The sequence below is a fragment of the Gordonia sp. NPDC058843 genome (genome assembly GCF_042743165.1).
In the GTDB taxonomy this organism is placed as follows: Bacteria; Actinomycetota; Actinomycetes; order Mycobacteriales; family Mycobacteriaceae; genus Gordonia.
In genome coordinates this window covers 23860-40668 of the sequence record NZ_JBHYNC010000029.1, presented here as the reverse complement: position 1 = coordinate 40668, position 16809 = coordinate 23860, and the positions used below count along the sequence as shown (strand labels likewise).

Annotated in this window: 15 protein-coding genes; 7 read left to right on the top strand and 8 right to left on the bottom strand. The window is 66.0% G+C overall.

The features are described from left to right. Window positions 1-46: 46 nt before the first annotated feature. The gene (locus tag ACFW3F_RS17875) at window positions 47-1198 is read left to right on the top strand and encodes an acyl-CoA dehydrogenase family protein (RefSeq protein ID WP_388059692.1); all 1152 of its coding nucleotides are present in this window, start codon (window positions 47-49) and stop codon (window positions 1196-1198) included. 76 nt (window positions 1199-1274) lie between these two features. Here ACFW3F_RS17875 and ACFW3F_RS17870 read toward each other — a convergent pair whose 3' ends face one another. The 8 genes from ACFW3F_RS17870 to ACFW3F_RS17835 form a co-directional block, all read right to left on the bottom strand. After that, window positions 1275-1910, bottom strand: coding sequence for a TetR/AcrR family transcriptional regulator (locus tag ACFW3F_RS17870; protein ID WP_388059690.1), 636 nt, complete (start codon window positions 1908-1910; stop codon window positions 1275-1277). A gap of 165 nt (window positions 1911-2075) precedes the next feature. Further along, on the bottom strand, window positions 2076-3596 hold the full coding sequence (locus ACFW3F_RS17865; RefSeq protein ID WP_388059688.1) for a class I adenylate-forming enzyme family protein: 1521 nt from the start codon (window positions 3594-3596) through the stop codon (window positions 2076-2078). A 127-nt stretch (window positions 3597-3723) separates the two neighbouring features. Then, window positions 3724-4908, bottom strand: coding sequence for an aromatic ring-hydroxylating dioxygenase subunit alpha (locus ACFW3F_RS17860; protein WP_388059686.1), 1185 nt, complete (start codon window positions 4906-4908; stop codon window positions 3724-3726). Between the two features lie 189 nt (window positions 4909-5097). Continuing rightward, a complete protein-coding gene (locus ACFW3F_RS17855; RefSeq protein ID WP_388059685.1) occupies window positions 5098-6327 on the bottom strand; it encodes a cytochrome P450 in 1230 nt (409 codons plus the stop codon). A 2-nt stretch (window positions 6328-6329) separates the two neighbouring features. Next, window positions 6330-6563, bottom strand: coding sequence for a ferredoxin (locus tag ACFW3F_RS17850; RefSeq protein ID WP_388059683.1), 234 nt, complete (start codon window positions 6561-6563; stop codon window positions 6330-6332). 2 nt (window positions 6564-6565) lie between these two features. Further along, entirely contained in the window at window positions 6566-7435 is an 870-nt protein-coding gene (locus ACFW3F_RS17845) for an SDR family NAD(P)-dependent oxidoreductase (protein WP_388059681.1), read from the bottom strand. Window positions 7436-7761: 326 nt separating this feature from the next. Further along, complete coding sequence (locus tag ACFW3F_RS17840; RefSeq protein WP_388059679.1) at window positions 7762-9258, bottom strand: aldehyde dehydrogenase; 1497 nt, start codon at window positions 9256-9258, stop codon at window positions 7762-7764. Between the two features lie 191 nt (window positions 9259-9449). After that, entirely contained in the window at window positions 9450-9878 is a 429-nt protein-coding gene (locus ACFW3F_RS17835; RefSeq protein ID WP_388059678.1) for a hypothetical protein, read from the bottom strand. Between the two features lie 73 nt (window positions 9879-9951). On the opposite strand from ACFW3F_RS17835, the gene ACFW3F_RS17830 reads away from it, so the two are divergent. From ACFW3F_RS17830 to mnhG, 6 genes are read left to right on the top strand one after another with little or no spacing between them, the layout of a single operon-like run. Continuing rightward, window positions 9952-12882, top strand: coding sequence for a Na+/H+ antiporter subunit A (locus ACFW3F_RS17830; RefSeq protein ID WP_388059676.1), 2931 nt, complete (start codon window positions 9952-9954; stop codon window positions 12880-12882). Then, window positions 12879-13673, top strand: a complete 795-nt coding sequence (locus ACFW3F_RS17825; protein WP_388059675.1) for a Na(+)/H(+) antiporter subunit C — start codon at window positions 12879-12881, stop codon at window positions 13671-13673. The genes ACFW3F_RS17830 and ACFW3F_RS17825 overlap by 4 nt, the downstream gene beginning before the upstream one ends. Further along, on the top strand, window positions 13670-15286 hold the full coding sequence (locus tag ACFW3F_RS17820) for a Na+/H+ antiporter subunit D (protein WP_388059673.1): 1617 nt from the start codon (window positions 13670-13672) through the stop codon (window positions 15284-15286). Before ACFW3F_RS17825 ends, ACFW3F_RS17820 begins: the two co-directional genes overlap by 4 nt. Beyond that, the gene (locus ACFW3F_RS17815) at window positions 15283-16140 is read left to right on the top strand and encodes a Na+/H+ antiporter subunit E (RefSeq protein ID WP_388059671.1); all 858 of its coding nucleotides are present in this window, start codon (window positions 15283-15285) and stop codon (window positions 16138-16140) included. The genes ACFW3F_RS17820 and ACFW3F_RS17815 overlap by 4 nt, the downstream gene beginning before the upstream one ends. Then, on the top strand, window positions 16137-16400 hold the full coding sequence (locus ACFW3F_RS17810) for a monovalent cation/H+ antiporter complex subunit F (RefSeq protein WP_388059669.1): 264 nt from the start codon (window positions 16137-16139) through the stop codon (window positions 16398-16400). Before ACFW3F_RS17815 ends, ACFW3F_RS17810 begins: the two co-directional genes overlap by 4 nt. Continuing rightward, window positions 16397-16729: a monovalent cation/H(+) antiporter subunit G gene (gene mnhG, locus ACFW3F_RS17805; RefSeq protein WP_388059667.1), complete on the top strand. Its 333-nt coding sequence runs from the start codon at window positions 16397-16399 to the stop codon at window positions 16727-16729. The genes ACFW3F_RS17810 and mnhG overlap by 4 nt, the downstream gene beginning before the upstream one ends. Window positions 16730-16809 lie beyond the last annotated feature (80 nt).

The following is a 16809-nucleotide window of genomic DNA, read 5'->3' as shown; positions in this document are numbered from 1 at the left end:
TCGACTTTCCCGTACAAGCCGCATCACCAGCATCACAGGAGTAGCAATGCAGACAGATCTCTTCGACGCCGACCACGAACTGTTCCGGGAATCGGTACGCGCGTTCGTGACCAGACACGTCGTCCCCAAGATGGAGAAATGGGACGCCGACCGCCTGATCGACCGCGAGACGTGGCGCGCGGCAGGAGCGCAGGGCATCCTCGGCCTGGCGGTGCCACTCGAGTACGGCGGTCCCGGCGAGACCGATTACTGCTTCCGCGTCGCCATCCAGACCGAGATCGCCAGAGTGGGCGCTTCGGCACTGCAGTCCGGCTTCTCCACCAACGACGACATCGTGCTGAACTATCTGCTCCGTCATGCCGACGACGAGCAGAAGGAGCGCTGGGTGCCGGGTTTCGTCACCGGTGACACCATCGGCGCGATCGCGATGACCGAACCCGCTGCCGGCAGCGACCTGCGTGCGATCACCACCACCGCCAGGCGCGACGGCACCGATTGGGTGATCAACGGTTCCAAGACCTTCATCACCAGCGGCATCCTCGCCGATCTGGTGATCGTCTTCGCCAAGACCGACGCGGATGCCGGCTCGCGCGGATTCAGCCTCTTCGTCATCGAGGACGGGACACCGGGTTTCACGCGTGGTCGCAAACTCGACAAGGTCGGGTTACACGCACAGGACACCGCCGAACTGTCGTTCGACGAGGTGCGGGTACCCGCCGCGAACCTGCTCGGCGAGGAGGGCGCCGGATTCGCCTACCTCATGCAGAGCCTGCCCCTGGAGCGGCTCGGCATCGGCATCGCCGCCCAGGTGTCGGCCGAGGCCGTCTTCGACTGGACCCTCGCCTATGTCAAGGAGCGCAAGGCCTTCGGCAAGCGGGTCGGCGAGTTCCAGGGACTCGGGTTCACCCTGGCCGAACTCCGGACGTCAATCGAGGTCTCCCGGGCGTACATCGACCGGTGCGTGCGGGAGTACAACAAGGGCACACTCACCGCTGTCGACGCCGCCAAGGCCAAACTGTGGGCCACCGAACTGCAGGACAAGGTCATCGACGCGGGCGTACAGCTCCACGGCGGGTACGGCTACATGATGGAGTACCCGGTCGCGAAGGCCTACATCGACGCCCGGATCCAGCGGATCTACGGCGGCACCAACGAGATCATGAAGGAGATCATCCACCGGGATCTGATCCGGGGTTAGAGGCCGGTCGCCGGACACGACACGACCGTGTCCGGCGACATTGCCCGGCGCGTTCAGCGTTTCAGCTCGGCCGTGCTCAGCGTTTCAGCTCGGCAGCGGGCACCGCGCTCGGAAGGAACGCCGGAAGCACGAAGTCGCGCAACATCTCTCGATGCTGGGGGTCGTCGGGCCGATCGAAATCCAATCGGCCGACCAGGATGAACTGGACAAGCGCGATCCACTCGGCGATCTTCTCCTTGTCGAGATCCCGCCGGATCTCGCCGCGGTCCATCGCTCGTTCGATGACCGGATCCCACATCTCCGCTGTCAACCGCGCGGCCAGACCCGAACTGCCGACCAGCGACTCGGCCAGCTGCATGTGTTCCGGACTCACCAGTATCCGGATCAGCGGGTCGCGCCGACCCCGCTCGACCAGGAAGATCAACCCCTCCACCAATTGATCGGCGAACGTCTCGTGTTCGAGGAGATACTTGCGGGCCTTCTCGAACAGCAATCGGGAACGCCGCTCGATCAAGGCCGACATCAGAGCGTCGCGGTCCTTGAAGTACCGATAGACCGTCGGGCGCGAAACCCCGGCCTCTTTGCCGATGTCGTCCATCGTCGTCTTCGCGACGCCGTACCGTTGGAACACGCGCTCCGCGGCGACCATGATCTGCTTCCGGGCTTCGTCCACGTCCTCGCTGAGAACGTTGCCCGTCTTTCTGCGCGCCATGTCCACCTCCTCGGGGCGATGATACAAGATACAGATCTCGTCCTGTGTCCGTGCGTCTGCAAATGCAGGACGAGCGCGAATCCTACGGATTGTCCCGCACGGTGGACAGACAGCAGCCGAGGCCAAGCCCGGCATGGGGCGTGGCCTCGGCTGGAGGGTCCGACGTCAGCGAACGCGATCGAACCTGGTGTCGACATCCTTGTACTCGTCGCGGATGACGGTCTTGGCGATCTTGCCGCTGGGCAGGCGCGGCAGCGGATCCTGGCGGATGACGACGTAGCGCGGGACCTTGAAATCGGCCAGCACCTGCTTGCAGTGCTCGACGATGGTCGTCGCGTCCATGTCGTCGGAGACGGTCACGATCGCAGCCGGGGTCTCGCCGAACCTGTCGTCATGCGCGGCGATGACGGCGACCTCTTCCACTCCGTCGATGGCACCGATCGCGATCTCCAGTTCCACCGGCGAGATGTTGATCCCGCCGGAGATGATCAGGTCCTTGAGGCGGTCGACGAACTTGACCCGGCCGTCCTCGTCGGCGACGCCCAGATCACCGCTGTGCAACCACCCGCCCCGGATGGCCTCAGCGGTGGTCTCGGGATCGTTCCAGTAGCCCGGGGTCACGCCTGGCCCCCGGACCACCAGCTCGCCCTCTTCTCCGGGCGAGGCGGGCTCGTCGTCGGAGTTGAAGACCTTCACCTCGGTGAAGATGGATCCGGTGCCGCACCGGTCCGGGAATTCCAGGGCTTCCTCGCGAACCGTGGCGGTGGCGACGCCGCCGGCTTCGGTCATGCCGTAGATCTGGCGCAGGAGGACCCCCTTGTCCGCCCATCGCTTGAGGAGTTGCGCGGGCACGGCCGCACCACCGACGATGGCGGTCTTCAGCGACGACAGGTCGGCGTCGGCGAACTCCGGAGCCCGCGAGATGGCCTCGAAGATGAGCGGAACGCCGAATATGGCCTCAACCGAGTGCTTTTCGAGGAGGGTGACGGCATTGGAGGGGTTGAGTTCGGGCTCCACCACCAGGGTGCCGCCCAGAACCGTGGTGATGAGCAGCCCGTAGACCAGGCCGGGGGTGAAGGCCAGCGGCAGCACCAGCAGCGTGGTCGTACCCGGACGGAATCCCTCCTCGGTGAGCGTGTTCTCGAGGACGATCGACATCAGGGTGCGGTTTGTCAGGACCACACCCTTCGAGAGACCTGTCGACCCACTGGTGAACAGGATCGTCGTCGGCTCGTCGGGCTCGAGATCCACACGGTAGTCGTCGATCCCGCCATCCCGCAGATCCACGAGTTCCACGTACGAGACGATCGCGAACGGCCGCCCCACGGCCGCGGTGTCCTCGGCGAGCTGCTCGAACCCCGGGGCCACGATCACGACGTCGATCCCGGCGTCGTCGGCGATCTTGCGCAGTTCCGCGGGGCGGTAGCGACTGTTCAACGGCACCAGCACACCACCGGCCTTCAGCACGCCGAGTGCGGCGGCAGGCCATTCGAGCGAGTTCGGGCCGAGCAGCCCCACCCGGTTCCCGGGCGCGACTCCCCTGTCCTCGGCCAGAAGACGGGCGATACGGCTGCTCCAGTCACGCAGGGTGCGGTAGGAGATCTCCGAACCGGAGAACACCACCGCGGTGGTGTCGCCCTTGGTCCGGGCCCACCAGTCGAGTGCTTTGCCGATGGTTGCGGTCATATTCGTACTTTCTTCTCTGTGGCAACGATGTCGACGGAGTCGGCGGATCCCCGAACTCGCCTAACACATATAGGATAAATCGGACACCGACGCCCCGGACCGGCTTTCACCGATCCCGGCGTCGTCGTCAGGCGTTCAGTTCGGCGCGGCCCTGCGCGACGAGCTTCTTGGTCTCCCGGCGGAAGACCTGATTCGCGATCTCGTTGCGGCCGAGCAGCATGTCGCCGGCGTCGGCGCTGCCCATACCGCGCTGCGAGTCGCGCAGCAGAGGGAAATCCTCCTGGTGCAGCACGGCGAGCAGGATCTCCCAGTTCTTGTTCCAGATCCGGTCCCATTTTTCCTGCGGCATCCCACTGTCCTCGACCTTCGGCACGAGCAGCCGCTGCTCCATCCGCGACTTCGTCGGATCGGTCGGGTGCGGCCGGAAGGTCAACAGCTGGAAATGGTCCGGCTGCCGGAGCAGCGTGCTGTTGGGCAGCAGGAAGTGTGTCTCGGTGACGTACTTGTCGAGTGGGATGTCACCCGGATCCTCTTCGAGGAAACGGTCGATCGACTTGCGCGGGGCGATGAACCGGCAGTGCCGGCCGAAGTCCTCGAACGCCATCACGTTGGTGTGGATGATCTTCCCGGCGGTGTTCGGGTGGGCGTACTGGATGTGGTAGCCGTCCAGGAACGCATCCTGCATGATCTTCCAGTTGGTGGGTTCGTCGAATCCACCGGCCCGGAAGCACACGAGCTTGTCCATCTCGTACTCGGCGAGCATCGGGTCGATGTCGGGGCCAAGCCACGACGCGACGTCGATCTCCGCGTGCGCGTTGTCCACGACCCAGATGAATCCGTGGCGCTCCTCGGTGGGGATCTCGATCAGTCCGTGCTGTTGCCGGTCGACCTCGCCGAAGGTGGCGTCACGCGTGATCGTCCGGAGCGAACCGTCCGGATCGTAGGACCACCGGTGGTAGCCGCACGAGAAGATGCGGCAACGGCCCTTCTCGCTCTGTTCCAGCATCGCACCGCGGTGCCGGCACAGATTCACGAATGACCGGACGCTCCCGTCCTTCTGACGCACCACGATGATGTTGTTGCGCGGCATCTGCACGGTGACGAAGTCGTTCGGCCGCGAGATCTCGCTTCCGTGCGCAACGATCGACGGTACGCGGCCGAAGATGTGATCACGCTCGTCCTTGGCGAGCACCGGATCGGTGAACTCGTCGGGTTCGAACTGCACGAGATCGTCGAACTTGTCCGTCGTCTCGTTGCGCAAGAGCTCGAGCGCGCGGCGGATGCGGTCCTGACGGGGAAGCGAAGTGGTCATGAGTCCCTCCGTGATGGAGTGGTTGTTGCGACTGGGGAACGTGCTCACCCGGGCCGGAATGGCACTCCTTAAACCTACAGTAATAAGTTTTACCGGGCAATCGGTCGGGTATTCGACGGCCGGCGCCGGCGCGGCGGGCAGGTGAGAGTCAACCCGCCGCCCCGGCGTCGTCCGATCATCCACCGCCGGTCAGGACTCCGGCGTGAACCGGATCGGCATCCGCACGCACCCGCGGACCTGACTGGCATGGAACACCGGTGGATCGGACTCGACGAGTTCGTAGTCCGGGATGCGCCGATGCAGCTCTTCGAGGGCGATCGTGAGCTCGATACGCGCCAGATGCGATCCCAGGCAACGGTGCGCGCCGCCGCCGAAAGCGAGGTGACGGTTGGGCTTTCGGGTCAGGTCGAGCTCGTCCGGTTCGTCGAACTCGTCACCGTCACGGTTGGCCGAGCAGAGCATGAGGATGAGCTGTTCTCCCTCGGAGATCTTCATTCCGCCCAGCTCGACGTCCCGCGTCGCGCGACGCCCGGGGACCACCGCAGCCTCGATACGCAGGATCTCCTCGACCGCAGTCGGGATGGCATCGGGGTCGTCGATGATGTCCTGCCGCTGACCGGGATTGTTCACCAGATGCACGATCGCCCAGGCCAGTGAGCCCTGAACGGTGTGCAGTCCGGCGATCAGCAGCAGGAAGAACATCCGGTTCAGCTCTTCGTCGGTGAGCAGACGCAGTCCGTCCTGCATCTCCACCTCGGTGTGGATGAGCTGCGAGGTGACGTCGTCGCCAGGGTTGGCGCGCCGCTCGTCGACCATCTTCTGGAAATAGCCCAGCATCTGCATGCCGGCGATGCCGCGCGCCTCGAGGGATTCCTCCTCGGTACCGCCGGGCTTGCCGAACAGGACGACGTCGGTCGCCTCGGTGAACAGCGGGGCATCCTCGATGGGCCAATCCATGAGCGCCAGGAAGATCCGGGCCGGTAGCTCGTGGGCGAACGCGGAGATGTATTCGGCCTCGCCTTTCGCGGCGAAACCGTCGATCAGGTCGTTGACCACATCTCGGATCTCGTCCGTCAGCTTCTTCATACGGGCCGGACCGAACAACGGCTGCAGGGCTTTTCGATACCCGGTGTGCTCCGGGGGATCGAGTTCGATCGGGATGAACTTCCCGAAGGCCTCGTTGGTCACCAGGTTGTTGGGGTAGCTGGAGAAGGTCTCCGCATCACGCAAGACCTCGTGGATCTCGTTGTAGCGAGTGACTATCCAGTGACCGCCGTACGCGGTCGAGTACACGACCGGACCCTTGGCGGCGAGTTCTGCGGCACGTTCTTGGAATCGATCGATCGGGGCTGCGATGGACTGGTCGTACACGTCGAAGTCGACGGTGACATCCTCGCGGGACCGTTCCGTAGTTGTCATCACTAGTCCTTGCTGGTGGGGTCTTCGATGGTCTGCAGGGCCAGTGCCCTTTCCGGACACATGGCCACGGCTTCTTGGGCCAGAGCTGCTTCACCTGGTGCGAGAGGCCTTTCGGGCACCACGGGGTCGCCCTGATCGTCGGCATCGATCAGATCCGGGGCGACCCCGTAGCACAGCCCGTGACCCGCGCACGCCACGCGATCCACGGTGATAGTGCTGGGCTGAGGGGACGACATGGTCAGGCGTTCGGGTTCTTCTGGTCGAGGTCCTCCGGGAACCACATGCCCACGCGGGACAGGGTGCCGCCGTCGCCCGAGCCGATCACCTGACCGGACATGTACGCCGAGTCGTCCGACGCGAGGAACAGCGCGATCTTCGCGTTGTCGACGAGTGACGGCGGTCGGTTGCGCTTGAGCGGGATCGGCGACACGTACGGATCCCACGGCCCGGCGACCTCTTCATAGGACTGTCCGACGACCGGTGAGCCCGCGGGCATCAGGAAGTTCGGCGACATGCCGTGGACCGGCGCGATGCCGTTGACGCGAATACCGTAGGGGCCCAGGTCGAGACTCAGACCGCGCACCAGACCGTTCACCCCGGCCTTGGTCGCCGAGTACAGCGCGATCTGGTGATAGGCGACGAACGAGGCGGCCGACGAGGTGGCGATGATGGTGCCGCCACCGTTGCGCTTGAGCGCGGGGACCGCAGCCTGCGCGGTGAAGATCACGCCGCTCAGGTTCACGCCGAGGACGTTGTTCCAGTCCTCCTCGGTCAGGTCCTCGAAGTCGACCTGCTCGCCTCCGGCGACACTCGGAACCCCACCGCGGGAGACGACTCCGGCATTCGCCCAAGCGATGTCGAGCTTGCCGTAGTGCTCGACGGTCTGATTGACCGCCGCGGTGATCGCGGACTTGTCCGCGACATCGGCGGTGATGGCGATGGCGTCGCCGCCCTGTTGCTCGACCAGCTTCGCCGTCTGCTCGGCGCGATCGGCGTCGATGTCGACGATGGCGACCTTGGCCCCTTCGCCGGCGAACAGCTGAGACGACTGCCTGCCGAGTCCGGAACCAGCGCCGGTGATGAGCGCGACTTTACCTTCAAGCTTCATGAGTTTCGATTCCTTGCTCTCGTTGAAATCACCGGCGTCTGTCGAAAGGCACTCACGGACAACGCGATGCCGCCGGGTCGGGGGAAGAGGCGTCCGAGAAGGACCGTCTCGATCATGTGACGTCCGCCACCCTCGACACCCACCGTAAGCCGAAAGACATGAGACGTCAAGCGATATTTGTCAGCAGCTCGTACAAGTGAGAAGTGGTTCCCGGCAACTGATTACGGCACAAGCATCCGAACCGCGCGAATGATGAGTGAGTGCGGACATGCCGAAACGGCGTGGCGGGTGCCACGCCGTTTCGGCATGCGGGGACGCTGTGGTTGCTAGGCCTCCGGCTGCGGCGCCGGGAGATGAACGGTCTTGAGCTCGAAGAACTCTTCGAGCCCCTCGGGACCACCCTCACGCCCGACACCGGACTGCTTGTAGCCACCGAACGGCAGCGTGAAGTCGATGACGGACGTGTTCACATTCACCGTCCCGGTCCGGATACGTTGCGCCACTTCGAATCCATGCTCGAGATCGGAGGTGAACACCGCACCCGAGAGGCCGTACTCGGAGTCGTTGGCGATGGCCACGGCGTCATCTTCGTCCTGATAGGTGATGATCGAGATCACCGGTCCGAACACTTCTTCCTGCGCGATGGTCATGTCGTTGCGCACGTTGTCGATGATGGTCGGTTGCACGAAGAACCCCTGGTCTCCGACGCGGCCACCTCCGTGGACGACCTCAGCACCGTCCCTGCGCGCCGCCTCGATGTAACCCTCCACCCGGTCGCGCTGCCGCGCCGACGTCAGCGGGCCGAGGAAATTCGTCTCCTCCCAGGGGTTTCCGATCGGGATCATGCCGAGCGCAGCCTTGTACGCCTCGACGACCTCGTCGTGTCGCGCAGCCGACACCAGGACGCGAGTCAGAGCGATACAGGCCTGGCCGGACTGCATGCATCCGGCCATCGGCAGGTTCTGCATGACGGTGTTCAGGTCGGCGTCGTCGAGGATGATCGCCGCCGACTTGCCGCCGAGTTCCAGCGAGACCTTTGCGACCCGATCACCCGCGAGGTTCATGATCCGGCGCCCGGTCGCAGTGCTGCCGGTGAAGGTGATGTGGTCGACCCGCGGATCGGTCACGAGCGACTCGGAGACCTCACGGTCGGCGACGAGCACGCTGAGGACACCCTCGGGGATCAGACCCTCGTCGACCAGTTCCCCGACCACATCGGCGAACACCGACGGCGACAGGGGCGCCTCGGGCGAGGTCTTCAGCACGACCGAGCAACCCGCCGCCAGCGCCGGGATCACCTTGAACGCGATCGTGCCGATGGGGCCGTTCCACGGAATGATGGCCGCGACCACTCCGCTCGGCTCCTTGAGGATGCGAGATATCCCCCCGTCGGCCCGCGTCCGATCCTCGCGGAGTGTCACCTTGCGTGCTTCCTCGGCCACCGCGCGGAACAAACCCACGGTCATCTGCTGCGTCATCGCGCTCACCGGGACGGGCACACCGACCTCGACGACGCCGAGCGTCGTCAGCTCGGCGGTCCGTGCCTCCAACCGGTCGGCGATGGTGTCGATGATCGCGGCCCGCTCGGCGATCGGCTTGCTCGCCCACTCCCCCTTGTCGAAGGAGGTCCGCGCCGCCGCGACCGCACGAGCCATGTCGTCGGCCGTCGCGGCGCGCACGCGTGCCGCCGTTCGCTCGAAGTAGGAGTCGACGACCTCGATCCATTCGTCACCGGTCGAATCGACCCAGCGGCCGCCGATGAACACCTGATCGCGATCGGACACGGTCTCGAGCGGATCGGTCGCTTGTTCTGTGGTTGTCATGAAAGGCAGTTCTCCTCGAGGAATACCCGGCGGACCAGCGCGGACCACACCGTTGCGCCGCCTGTGAAGCGGATCACAGCACAGCTTAATAATCGAAAGACGTTAGGTCAACAGCTGACATGTTCTGTCCGATGTATCGCAGCTTCGGCATGGGGGACGGCGGGTGGGGACCAGGAGAGACCGGCTCCCGGCTATTCCACGTTGACCAGATAGAAGACCGATGACCCGCCGCCCGCGGCCTGCGGGGACGCGCCGATCTGGACCCAGTGGGTCGTCCCCTCCTTGGTCGCCGACAGCACGACGACCGACTGACCGCCCTCGGTCGAACGGTGCGACTCGGCGAAGCCGGCCTCGATCAGCTTCTCGGTCGCTGCCTCGAGCTGGTTACCGGCATTGACCGGCCCCTGCACCGTGACCTCCCAGCCGTCGGAACGACTGCCACTCGCCGAGAGCACATGTCCGTCGATGAGCGGCACCTGCGCGACGGGGAAGTCCGACGGAAGCGGGACACCGTCGGGGCCGGCCTGCTCCTCGTCCGCGCAACCCACGACGAGACCGAAAATCAGCAGGACAGCAGCGGTGATGACGGCGGTACGCCGGAGCCAGTCGAACCGGAACATACGGGCAACGGTAAAGTAGCGCCCGCGGGTGTTCGCCCGTGACACCCCGCCGGGAGGAAGACGGAGTGCCCTTTTGATCACTGTGTTGGCTGCGTTGGCAGTGTGCGCACTCATCGCGCCCGCAGTCATCCACTGGATGGGTACCCGTGGTTTCTACGTACTCGCACTCGCGCCGCTCGGTGGGCTGATCTGGGTCGTCCTCAACTGGCCTCCGGCCGACGCGGCCGCCGCCCGAGTCGAAACGGTCCGCTGGGTCCCCTCGCTCGAGATGGACATCGTCACCCGCTTCGACACGCTGACCGCGATCCTGTCGGTGCTCATCCTCGGGGTCGGCGCCCTGGTGCTCTGCTACTGCGCGCACTACTTCGACGACGCCCGCCCTCGGGTCGCCGTGTTCGGCGGCGAGATGGTCGCCTTCGCCGCAGCCATGTTCGGTCTCGTCATCTCCGACAACATGCTGGTGCTCTACGTGTTCTGGGAGCTCACCACCGTGCTCTCGTTCATGCTGGTCGGCTTCTACGGAGTGCGCGCGACGGCTCGTCGATCCGCCACGCAGGCTCTGCTGGTCACCACCTTCGGCGGTCTGGCCATGCTCGTCGGCATCATCATGCTCGGCGAACGTTCGGGCACATACCTGCTCTCGGAGATCATCTCGGCACCCCCGACCGGCGTCTACGTCGACATCGCGGTCGTCCTGCTGCTCATCGGCGCTCTCACCAAGTCGGCCATCGTCCCGTTCCACTTCTGGCTCCCCGGCGCCATGGCCGCGCCCACACCGGTCAGCGCCTACCTACACGCGGCCGCGATGGTCAAGGCAGGCATCTACCTCATCGCGCGGCTGGCCCCCGCGTTCTCGGTGACGATCAGCTGGCAGGTCGCCGTGGTGGGCCTCGGCCTGGTGACGATGGTGCTCGGCGGGTGGCGCTCACTGCGCGAACTCGACCTCAAACTCATCCTCGCGTTCGGTACCGTCTCCCAACTCGGCTTCATGGCGGTGCTGGTCGGTATCGGCGACGCGAACGTCGCCATGGCCGGCATCGCGATGCTCGTCGCGCACGCTCTGTTCAAGGCATCGCTGTTCATGGTGGTCGGCATCATCGACCACTCGACCGGCACCCGCGACGTCCGCAAACTCGCCCGACTCGGCCATCGGCTGCCGGGACTCGCGATCACCGCCGCAGTCGCCGGGGCCAGCATGGCCGGCATCCCCGTCACACTCGGCTTCGTCGGCAAGGAGACCGCCTTCGCGTCGGTGTGGGAGACCGGGGCGTTCGTCTCGTGGCAGGCCCACGCCGTCGACATCGTCCTGCTGGTCGGCTCGATCATCACCTGCGCGTACACGCTCCGATTCCTCTGGGGCGCGTTCGGCCGCAAGGTGCGCAACACCCCCAGTCCGGCGGTCGCGAAGATGCATCCGCCGAAGTGGCCGTTCTACTTCTCGCCCGTGGCACTCGCCGCGGCCGGCGTCGCGGCCGGCGTGTTCAGTCCGCAGCTCGGCAACCTCTTCGAGCCGTACGCGGAGACCCTCGACGGTTACGGCCACGAACTGGAGCACCTCGCGCTGTGGCACGGGTTCGGCCTCCCCGTCGTCTTCTCGATCATCGTCATCGTCGGCGGAGTGCTGCTGTTCCTCGGCATCCGGCGCATCCGTGACCGGGTCTTCGGGTTCCGCCCACTGGTCAACGCCGACCGCATCTACGACGCGACCCTGCGCGGTGCGGACACCCTGTCGCTGCTGCTGACCCGCAACACGCAGCGTGGCTCGCTCCCGGTCACGCAGGGCGTCATCCTGTGCACCGCGATCCTGCTGCCGACGATCGTGCTGTTCGCCGGTGCGCGCGATCGGCTGAGCATCGACTACACCGCCACACCTGTTCAGCTGGTGATCGGCGGCTGCATCGTCGCCGCCTCGCTGGCCGCGGTCCTACTGCGCAACCGCCTGGCCGCGACACTCGTCGTCGGTATCACCGGCTACGGCTGCGCGATGCTGTTCGCGCTGTACGGCGCCCCCGACCTCGCACTCACCCAGTTCCTGGTGGAGACGCTGACCCTGGTCATCTTCGTGCTGGTCCTGCGTAAGCTGCCGGCCGAACCCGAGAAGCGGCACGCCACCGGCTTCAAGCCGCTGCGCGCCCTCATCGGACTCGCCTTCGGCGCCATGCTGGTCCTCATCGGGCTGTTCGCGGCATCGGCCCGGTCGACCGAACCGCTCCACGTCGACCTGCCCGATGCCGCCTACGAGTACGGCCACGGCGCCAACGCGGTCAACGTCCTGCTCGTCGACATCCGCGCCTGGGACACCCTGGGCGAGGTGTCGGTGCTCATCGCGGCCGCCACGGGCGTTGCGTCGATGGTGTTCCGCAACCGTCGCTTCGGCGCCGCCCCGCGGGTGGCCGACGCCGCCCGCCTGCAGGCCGGCGACAACGTGGACGACGACGACCACGTCCCACCGGACCGCACCACGTGGCTCCTCGGTTCGGGCTTGCGCGACCCGCGCCACCGGTCGATGGTCCTCGAGGCGACGACCCGTCTGCTGTTCCCCACGATGGTCGTGCTGTCGATCTACTTCTTCTACGCCGGCCACAACGCACCGGGCGGCGGCTTCGCGGGCGGGCTGACAATGGGCCTCGCCCTCGTGCTGCGGTACCTGGCGGGCGGGCGCTACGAGCTCGGCGAAGCCCTACCGGTGGAGCCCGGTCGCATCCTGGGAGCCGGACTGGCCGTCTCCGCGACGACCGCGATCGTCTCGATGTTCCTCGGTGCGCCCGCGCTCTCGTCGGCGGTCTTCGAGGTCACCGTCCCGGTCCTCGGCGACATCAAGTTCGTGACCGCCCTGTTCTTCGACCTCGGCATCTACCTGATCGTGGTCGGTCTCGTCCTCGACGTGCTGCGGAGTCTCGGCGCACGTCTCGACGTGGAGACCACCATCGCCCGCACCGCGGCGCGTATCGAGAACAGCCGCGGCGACACCACGAGTGCCACCACCGAGCAGGTGAGCCGATGAGCACCAATCTCTCGCTGATGCTCGTCATCGGCGCGATGGCGGCCTGCGGGGTCTACCTGCTGATGGAACGCAGTCTGGTCCGGATGTTGTTCGGGCTCCTGCTGGTCGGCAACGCGCTCAACCTGATGATCATCGTCGTATCCGGTGGCATGGGGAATCCGCCGATCATGGGCCGGTCCTCGGAGAACCGGGCGGCCGATGCCGATCCGCTCGCCCAGGGCATGGTCCTCACCGCGATCGTGATCATGATGGGCGTCGCCGCCTTCGTCCTCGCGCTGGTCTACCGATTGTTCGTGATCAACCGCGACGACGACGACGTCGAGGACGACGAGGAGGACGTCAAGATCCTGAGCGGGTCACTGGGCACGGCACCCGACCGCGATCGCAGCGACGATCCGCTGACCCACTCGGACACACCCACGGGCGACTACTTCGACGACAAGGGCAACCCCCTCACCCCGGAGGAGGCCGCCGCCCGCCACGCCGCTCTCTACGAGACCGACATCATGCCGACCGACTCCGATGTGATCGACGAGATCGGCGGCGCCGAAGAGGAACCGGACCCCGAGACCTCGACGCAGAGCGCTTCTCGCGAGGTCGGGCCGGATGTGTACGGCCCTGGCGAACTCGGTCCGGACGAGGTGGGTGCCAAAGCGGCTGTCGCAGCTCCGGACGGGTCCGGCGAGGACGATGCCGATCCGAATGTCGTCGACCACAACGAGATGCCGGACCGCGACGTGGTCGGCCCGGACAAGAAACCACAGACCGACGAGGACGGGGGTGACCGATGACCCCGCAAGAGTCGTGGATTCCCGTCCTGATCACCCTGCCGACACTCGTCCCGCTGGGCGCCGCCGCGGTCTCGCTGTTGCTGGGCCGCAGTCCCAAGTTCCAGCGGTTCGTGTCGATCGTGGCCATCTCGGTCGCGTTCGTCGCGTCGTGCATCATGCTCTACCTCACCGATCGGCACGGCACCTTCGCCGTCGCGATCGGCGGGTGGGGTGACAAGGGCAACCCGAACGGTCCGCTCGGCATCACGCTGGTCGTCGATCAGCTCGCGGCACTCATGCTCGTCGTGTCGACGATCGTGCTGCTGTGCGTCATCGTCTACGCGATCGGCCAGGGTATCCGCGACGGCACGGCCCAGCAGCCGACGTCGATCTTCCTGCCGACCTACCTGATCCTGACCGCGGGTGTCTGCAACGCGTTCCTCGCCGGCGACCTGTTCAACCTGTACGTCTCGTTCGAGATCCTGCTGACCGCGAGTTACGTGCTGCTCACCCTGGGTGCCAGCGCCGAACGCGTGCGCGCCGGCGCCTCGTACGTCATGGTCTCGATGGTGTCGTCGCTGATCTTCCTGGCGGGCATCGCATTCGCCTATGCGACGACCGGCACCCTGAACCTCGCCGAGATGGCCGTACGCCTCGACGACGTCCCGGACGGAACCCGCAATGCGCTGTTCGCGGTGCTGCTCGTGGCGTTCGGCATCAAGGCCGCGGTGTTCCCGCTCTCGACCTGGCTGCCCGACTCCTACCCCACCGCTCCGGCGCCGGTCACCGCCGTCTTCGCCGGCCTGTTGACCAAGGTCGGCGTCTACGCGATCGTGCGCGCGCACTCGCTGCTGTTCCCCGGCGGCACGATGGACACGGTGCTGCTGGTCGCCGGACTGTTGACGATGCTCGTGGGCATCTTCGGTGCGATCGCCCAGTCCGACATCAAACGTCTGCTGTCGTTCACTCTCGTCAGTCACATCGGCTACATGATCTTCGGGATCGCGCTGTCCTCCGACCTCGGGATGTCGGCGGCGATCTACTACGTCGCCCACCACATCCTCGTGCAGACGACGCTGTTCCTGGTCGTCGGATTGATCGAACGACAAGCCGGTTCGGCGTCGCTCCGCCGCCTGGGCGGGCTCATCGCCAGCCCCCTGCTGGCGATCCTGTTCCTGGTGCCCGCGCTGAACCTCGGCGGCATCCCGCCGTTCTCCGGCTTCATCGGCAAGGTCGCCCTGCTCGAGGCGGGTACCCAGGACGGTTCCGTGCTGGCCTGGATTCTCGTCGCCGGTTCGGTGATCACCAGCCTGCTCACCCTCTATGTGATGGCCCGTATCTGGACGAAGGGATTCTGGCGGCCGCGTGCCGACGCCCCCGAAGGAGAACTCGCCGACAAGGGGCCCTCCGCACTCATCGACGAGAGCACCGACGACGCCGCCTTCTCCGACCGTGAGGACGTCGGCCGGATGCCCGTGATGATGGTGCTGCCGACGATGGCGATGGTGGCCGCAGGACTCGTACTCACCCTGTGGGCCGGACCGATCTTCGACTTCACCGACCACGCGGCCACCGACGTCGTCGACCGCGCGGTCTACGTCGACGCGGTGCTGGGCGGAGGTGGTACCCGATGAACGCCGAGGATCGAGCGGACGAACGAGTCCAGGGTTCGAGCGGCGTCCCGAGACGGCGCCCACCGGTGGTGTCGACCAAAGGTCCGGTTCTGTCCCTCGTCATCAATGTGTGGCGGGTGTCGCTACTGTTCGTCTTCTGGCACCTGATCGGTGCGCTGGTGTGGTTGCGATCGCACACCCACCTGCCGAAGTGGCTGGGGAGCGACGGGCGTGAGGTCGCGGTCCGGCTGTGGACCATCGCGTGGCTGACGTTCGTCTGGGTTCTGCTGTGGGGCACGCTGTCCTGGGCCAACGTGATCGGTGGCGTGGTGCTGGCGATCCTGGTGTTGACGGTGCTGCCGTTGCCGCGCGTCCCGGTGGAGGGGCGTATCCATCCGCTGTCGGTGCTGCAGTTGCTGTTCCGGCTGATCGTCGACTTCTTCGTGTCGAGCGTGCAGATCGGTTGGATGGCCATCCGTCCCGGCCGGCCGCCGCTCGGCGCCGTCGTCCGGGTGCGCGTGGCGATCAAGTCCGACATGGTGCTGACACTGGCCGTGGACTACCTCAACCTGGTGCCGGGCACGATGGTCCTCGAGATCGATCACCGGCGCCGGATGCTCTACGTGCACGTCTTCGATGTCCGGTCGGAGAAGAAGGTCCGTGCCTTCTACGATCAGGTCTCCTACGTCGAGCGGATGTTCATCAAGGCGTTCGAGCGGGACAGTGAGTGGCATCCGAGTCCGTTCCACGGCATCGACGAGGAATTCCACCACGTGCGCGCGGCGGACCGATCGGTCGACACAGCATCGCCACCCGACGAACCCGAGTCGGATCGGCGACCGACCGCGACCGAGCCGGAACGGGGGGATTCATGAACTACGTGTGGACGATCGCCGCCGGCATGCTGCTGGTCGCCACTGCCCTGACCATGGTTCGCATCCTGCGCGGCCCGACCACGCTGGACCGACTCGTCGCGCTCGACGTGCTCATCGCGCTGTGCATGTGCGGTCTGGGGACATGGGCGGCGTTCAGCCGTGATTCGACCGTCGTGCCGGCGATCGTTGCCCTGGCGCTGCTGAGCTTCGTCGGATCGGTCGCCATCGCTCGTTTCCGGGTACGGGACGACCAGACATGATCATCGACATCATCAGCGCGACGCTGCTCCTCATCGGCTGTCTGATGGCGGTCACCGCTGCCATCGGGCTCGTCCGCTTCCCGGACACCCTCAGCCGCATGCACGCAGCCACCAAACCGCAGACCTTCGGCCTGCTCCTCATCCTGCTGGGCGCGGTCCTCCGGCTCGGCGACAACGTCGACAGCGGGATGCTCGTCCTCGCCGGGCTGTTCGCCCTGATCACCGCGCCGGTCGTGGCGCATCGGATCGGGCGACTGGCGTATCAGGAGCAACGGGCCCGCGACGGGCTCATCGACCAGCGGGAGATGGAGTCACCGGACCGCGACTGACGGCTCACGGTGTCGCCGATCAGGAGCCTGAGCAGCGACGGTATTTTGGACCGGTCGGGACACCGTCTTCGACGCACCCG

Coding starts and splice junctions, on each gene's coding strand:
- ACFW3F_RS17825 (WP_388059675.1), top strand. CDS start 12,879: ATGAGCACCAATCTCTCGCTGATGCTCGTCATCGGCGCGATGGCGGCC.
- mnhG (WP_388059667.1), top strand. CDS start 16,397: ATGATCATCGACATCATCAGCGCGACGCTGCTCCTCATCGGCTGTCTG.
- ACFW3F_RS17840 (WP_388059679.1), bottom strand. CDS start 9,258: ATGACAACCACAGAACAAGCGACCGATCCGCTCGAGACCGTGTCCGAT.
- ACFW3F_RS17860 (WP_388059686.1), bottom strand. CDS start 4,908: ATGACCACTTCGCTTCCCCGTCAGGACCGCATCCGCCGCGCGCTCGAG.
- ACFW3F_RS17850 (WP_388059683.1), bottom strand. CDS start 6,563: ATGTCGTCCCCTCAGCCCAGCACTATCACCGTGGATCGCGTGGCGTGC.
- ACFW3F_RS17855 (WP_388059685.1), bottom strand. CDS start 6,327: ATGACAACTACGGAACGGTCCCGCGAGGATGTCACCGTCGACTTCGAC.
- ACFW3F_RS17810 (WP_388059669.1), top strand. CDS start 16,137: ATGAACTACGTGTGGACGATCGCCGCCGGCATGCTGCTGGTCGCCACT.
- ACFW3F_RS17835 (WP_388059678.1), bottom strand. CDS start 9,878: ATGTTCCGGTTCGACTGGCTCCGGCGTACCGCCGTCATCACCGCTGCT.
- ACFW3F_RS17820 (WP_388059673.1), top strand. CDS start 13,670: ATGACCCCGCAAGAGTCGTGGATTCCCGTCCTGATCACCCTGCCGACA.
- ACFW3F_RS17865 (WP_388059688.1), bottom strand. CDS start 3,596: ATGACCGCAACCATCGGCAAAGCACTCGACTGGTGGGCCCGGACCAAG.
- ACFW3F_RS17815 (WP_388059671.1), top strand. CDS start 15,283: ATGAACGCCGAGGATCGAGCGGACGAACGAGTCCAGGGTTCGAGCGGC.
- ACFW3F_RS17875 (WP_388059692.1), top strand. CDS start 47: ATGCAGACAGATCTCTTCGACGCCGACCACGAACTGTTCCGGGAATCG.
- ACFW3F_RS17870 (WP_388059690.1), bottom strand. CDS start 1,910: ATGGCGCGCAGAAAGACGGGCAACGTTCTCAGCGAGGACGTGGACGAA.
- ACFW3F_RS17845 (WP_388059681.1), bottom strand. CDS start 7,435: ATGAAGCTTGAAGGTAAAGTCGCGCTCATCACCGGCGCTGGTTCCGGA.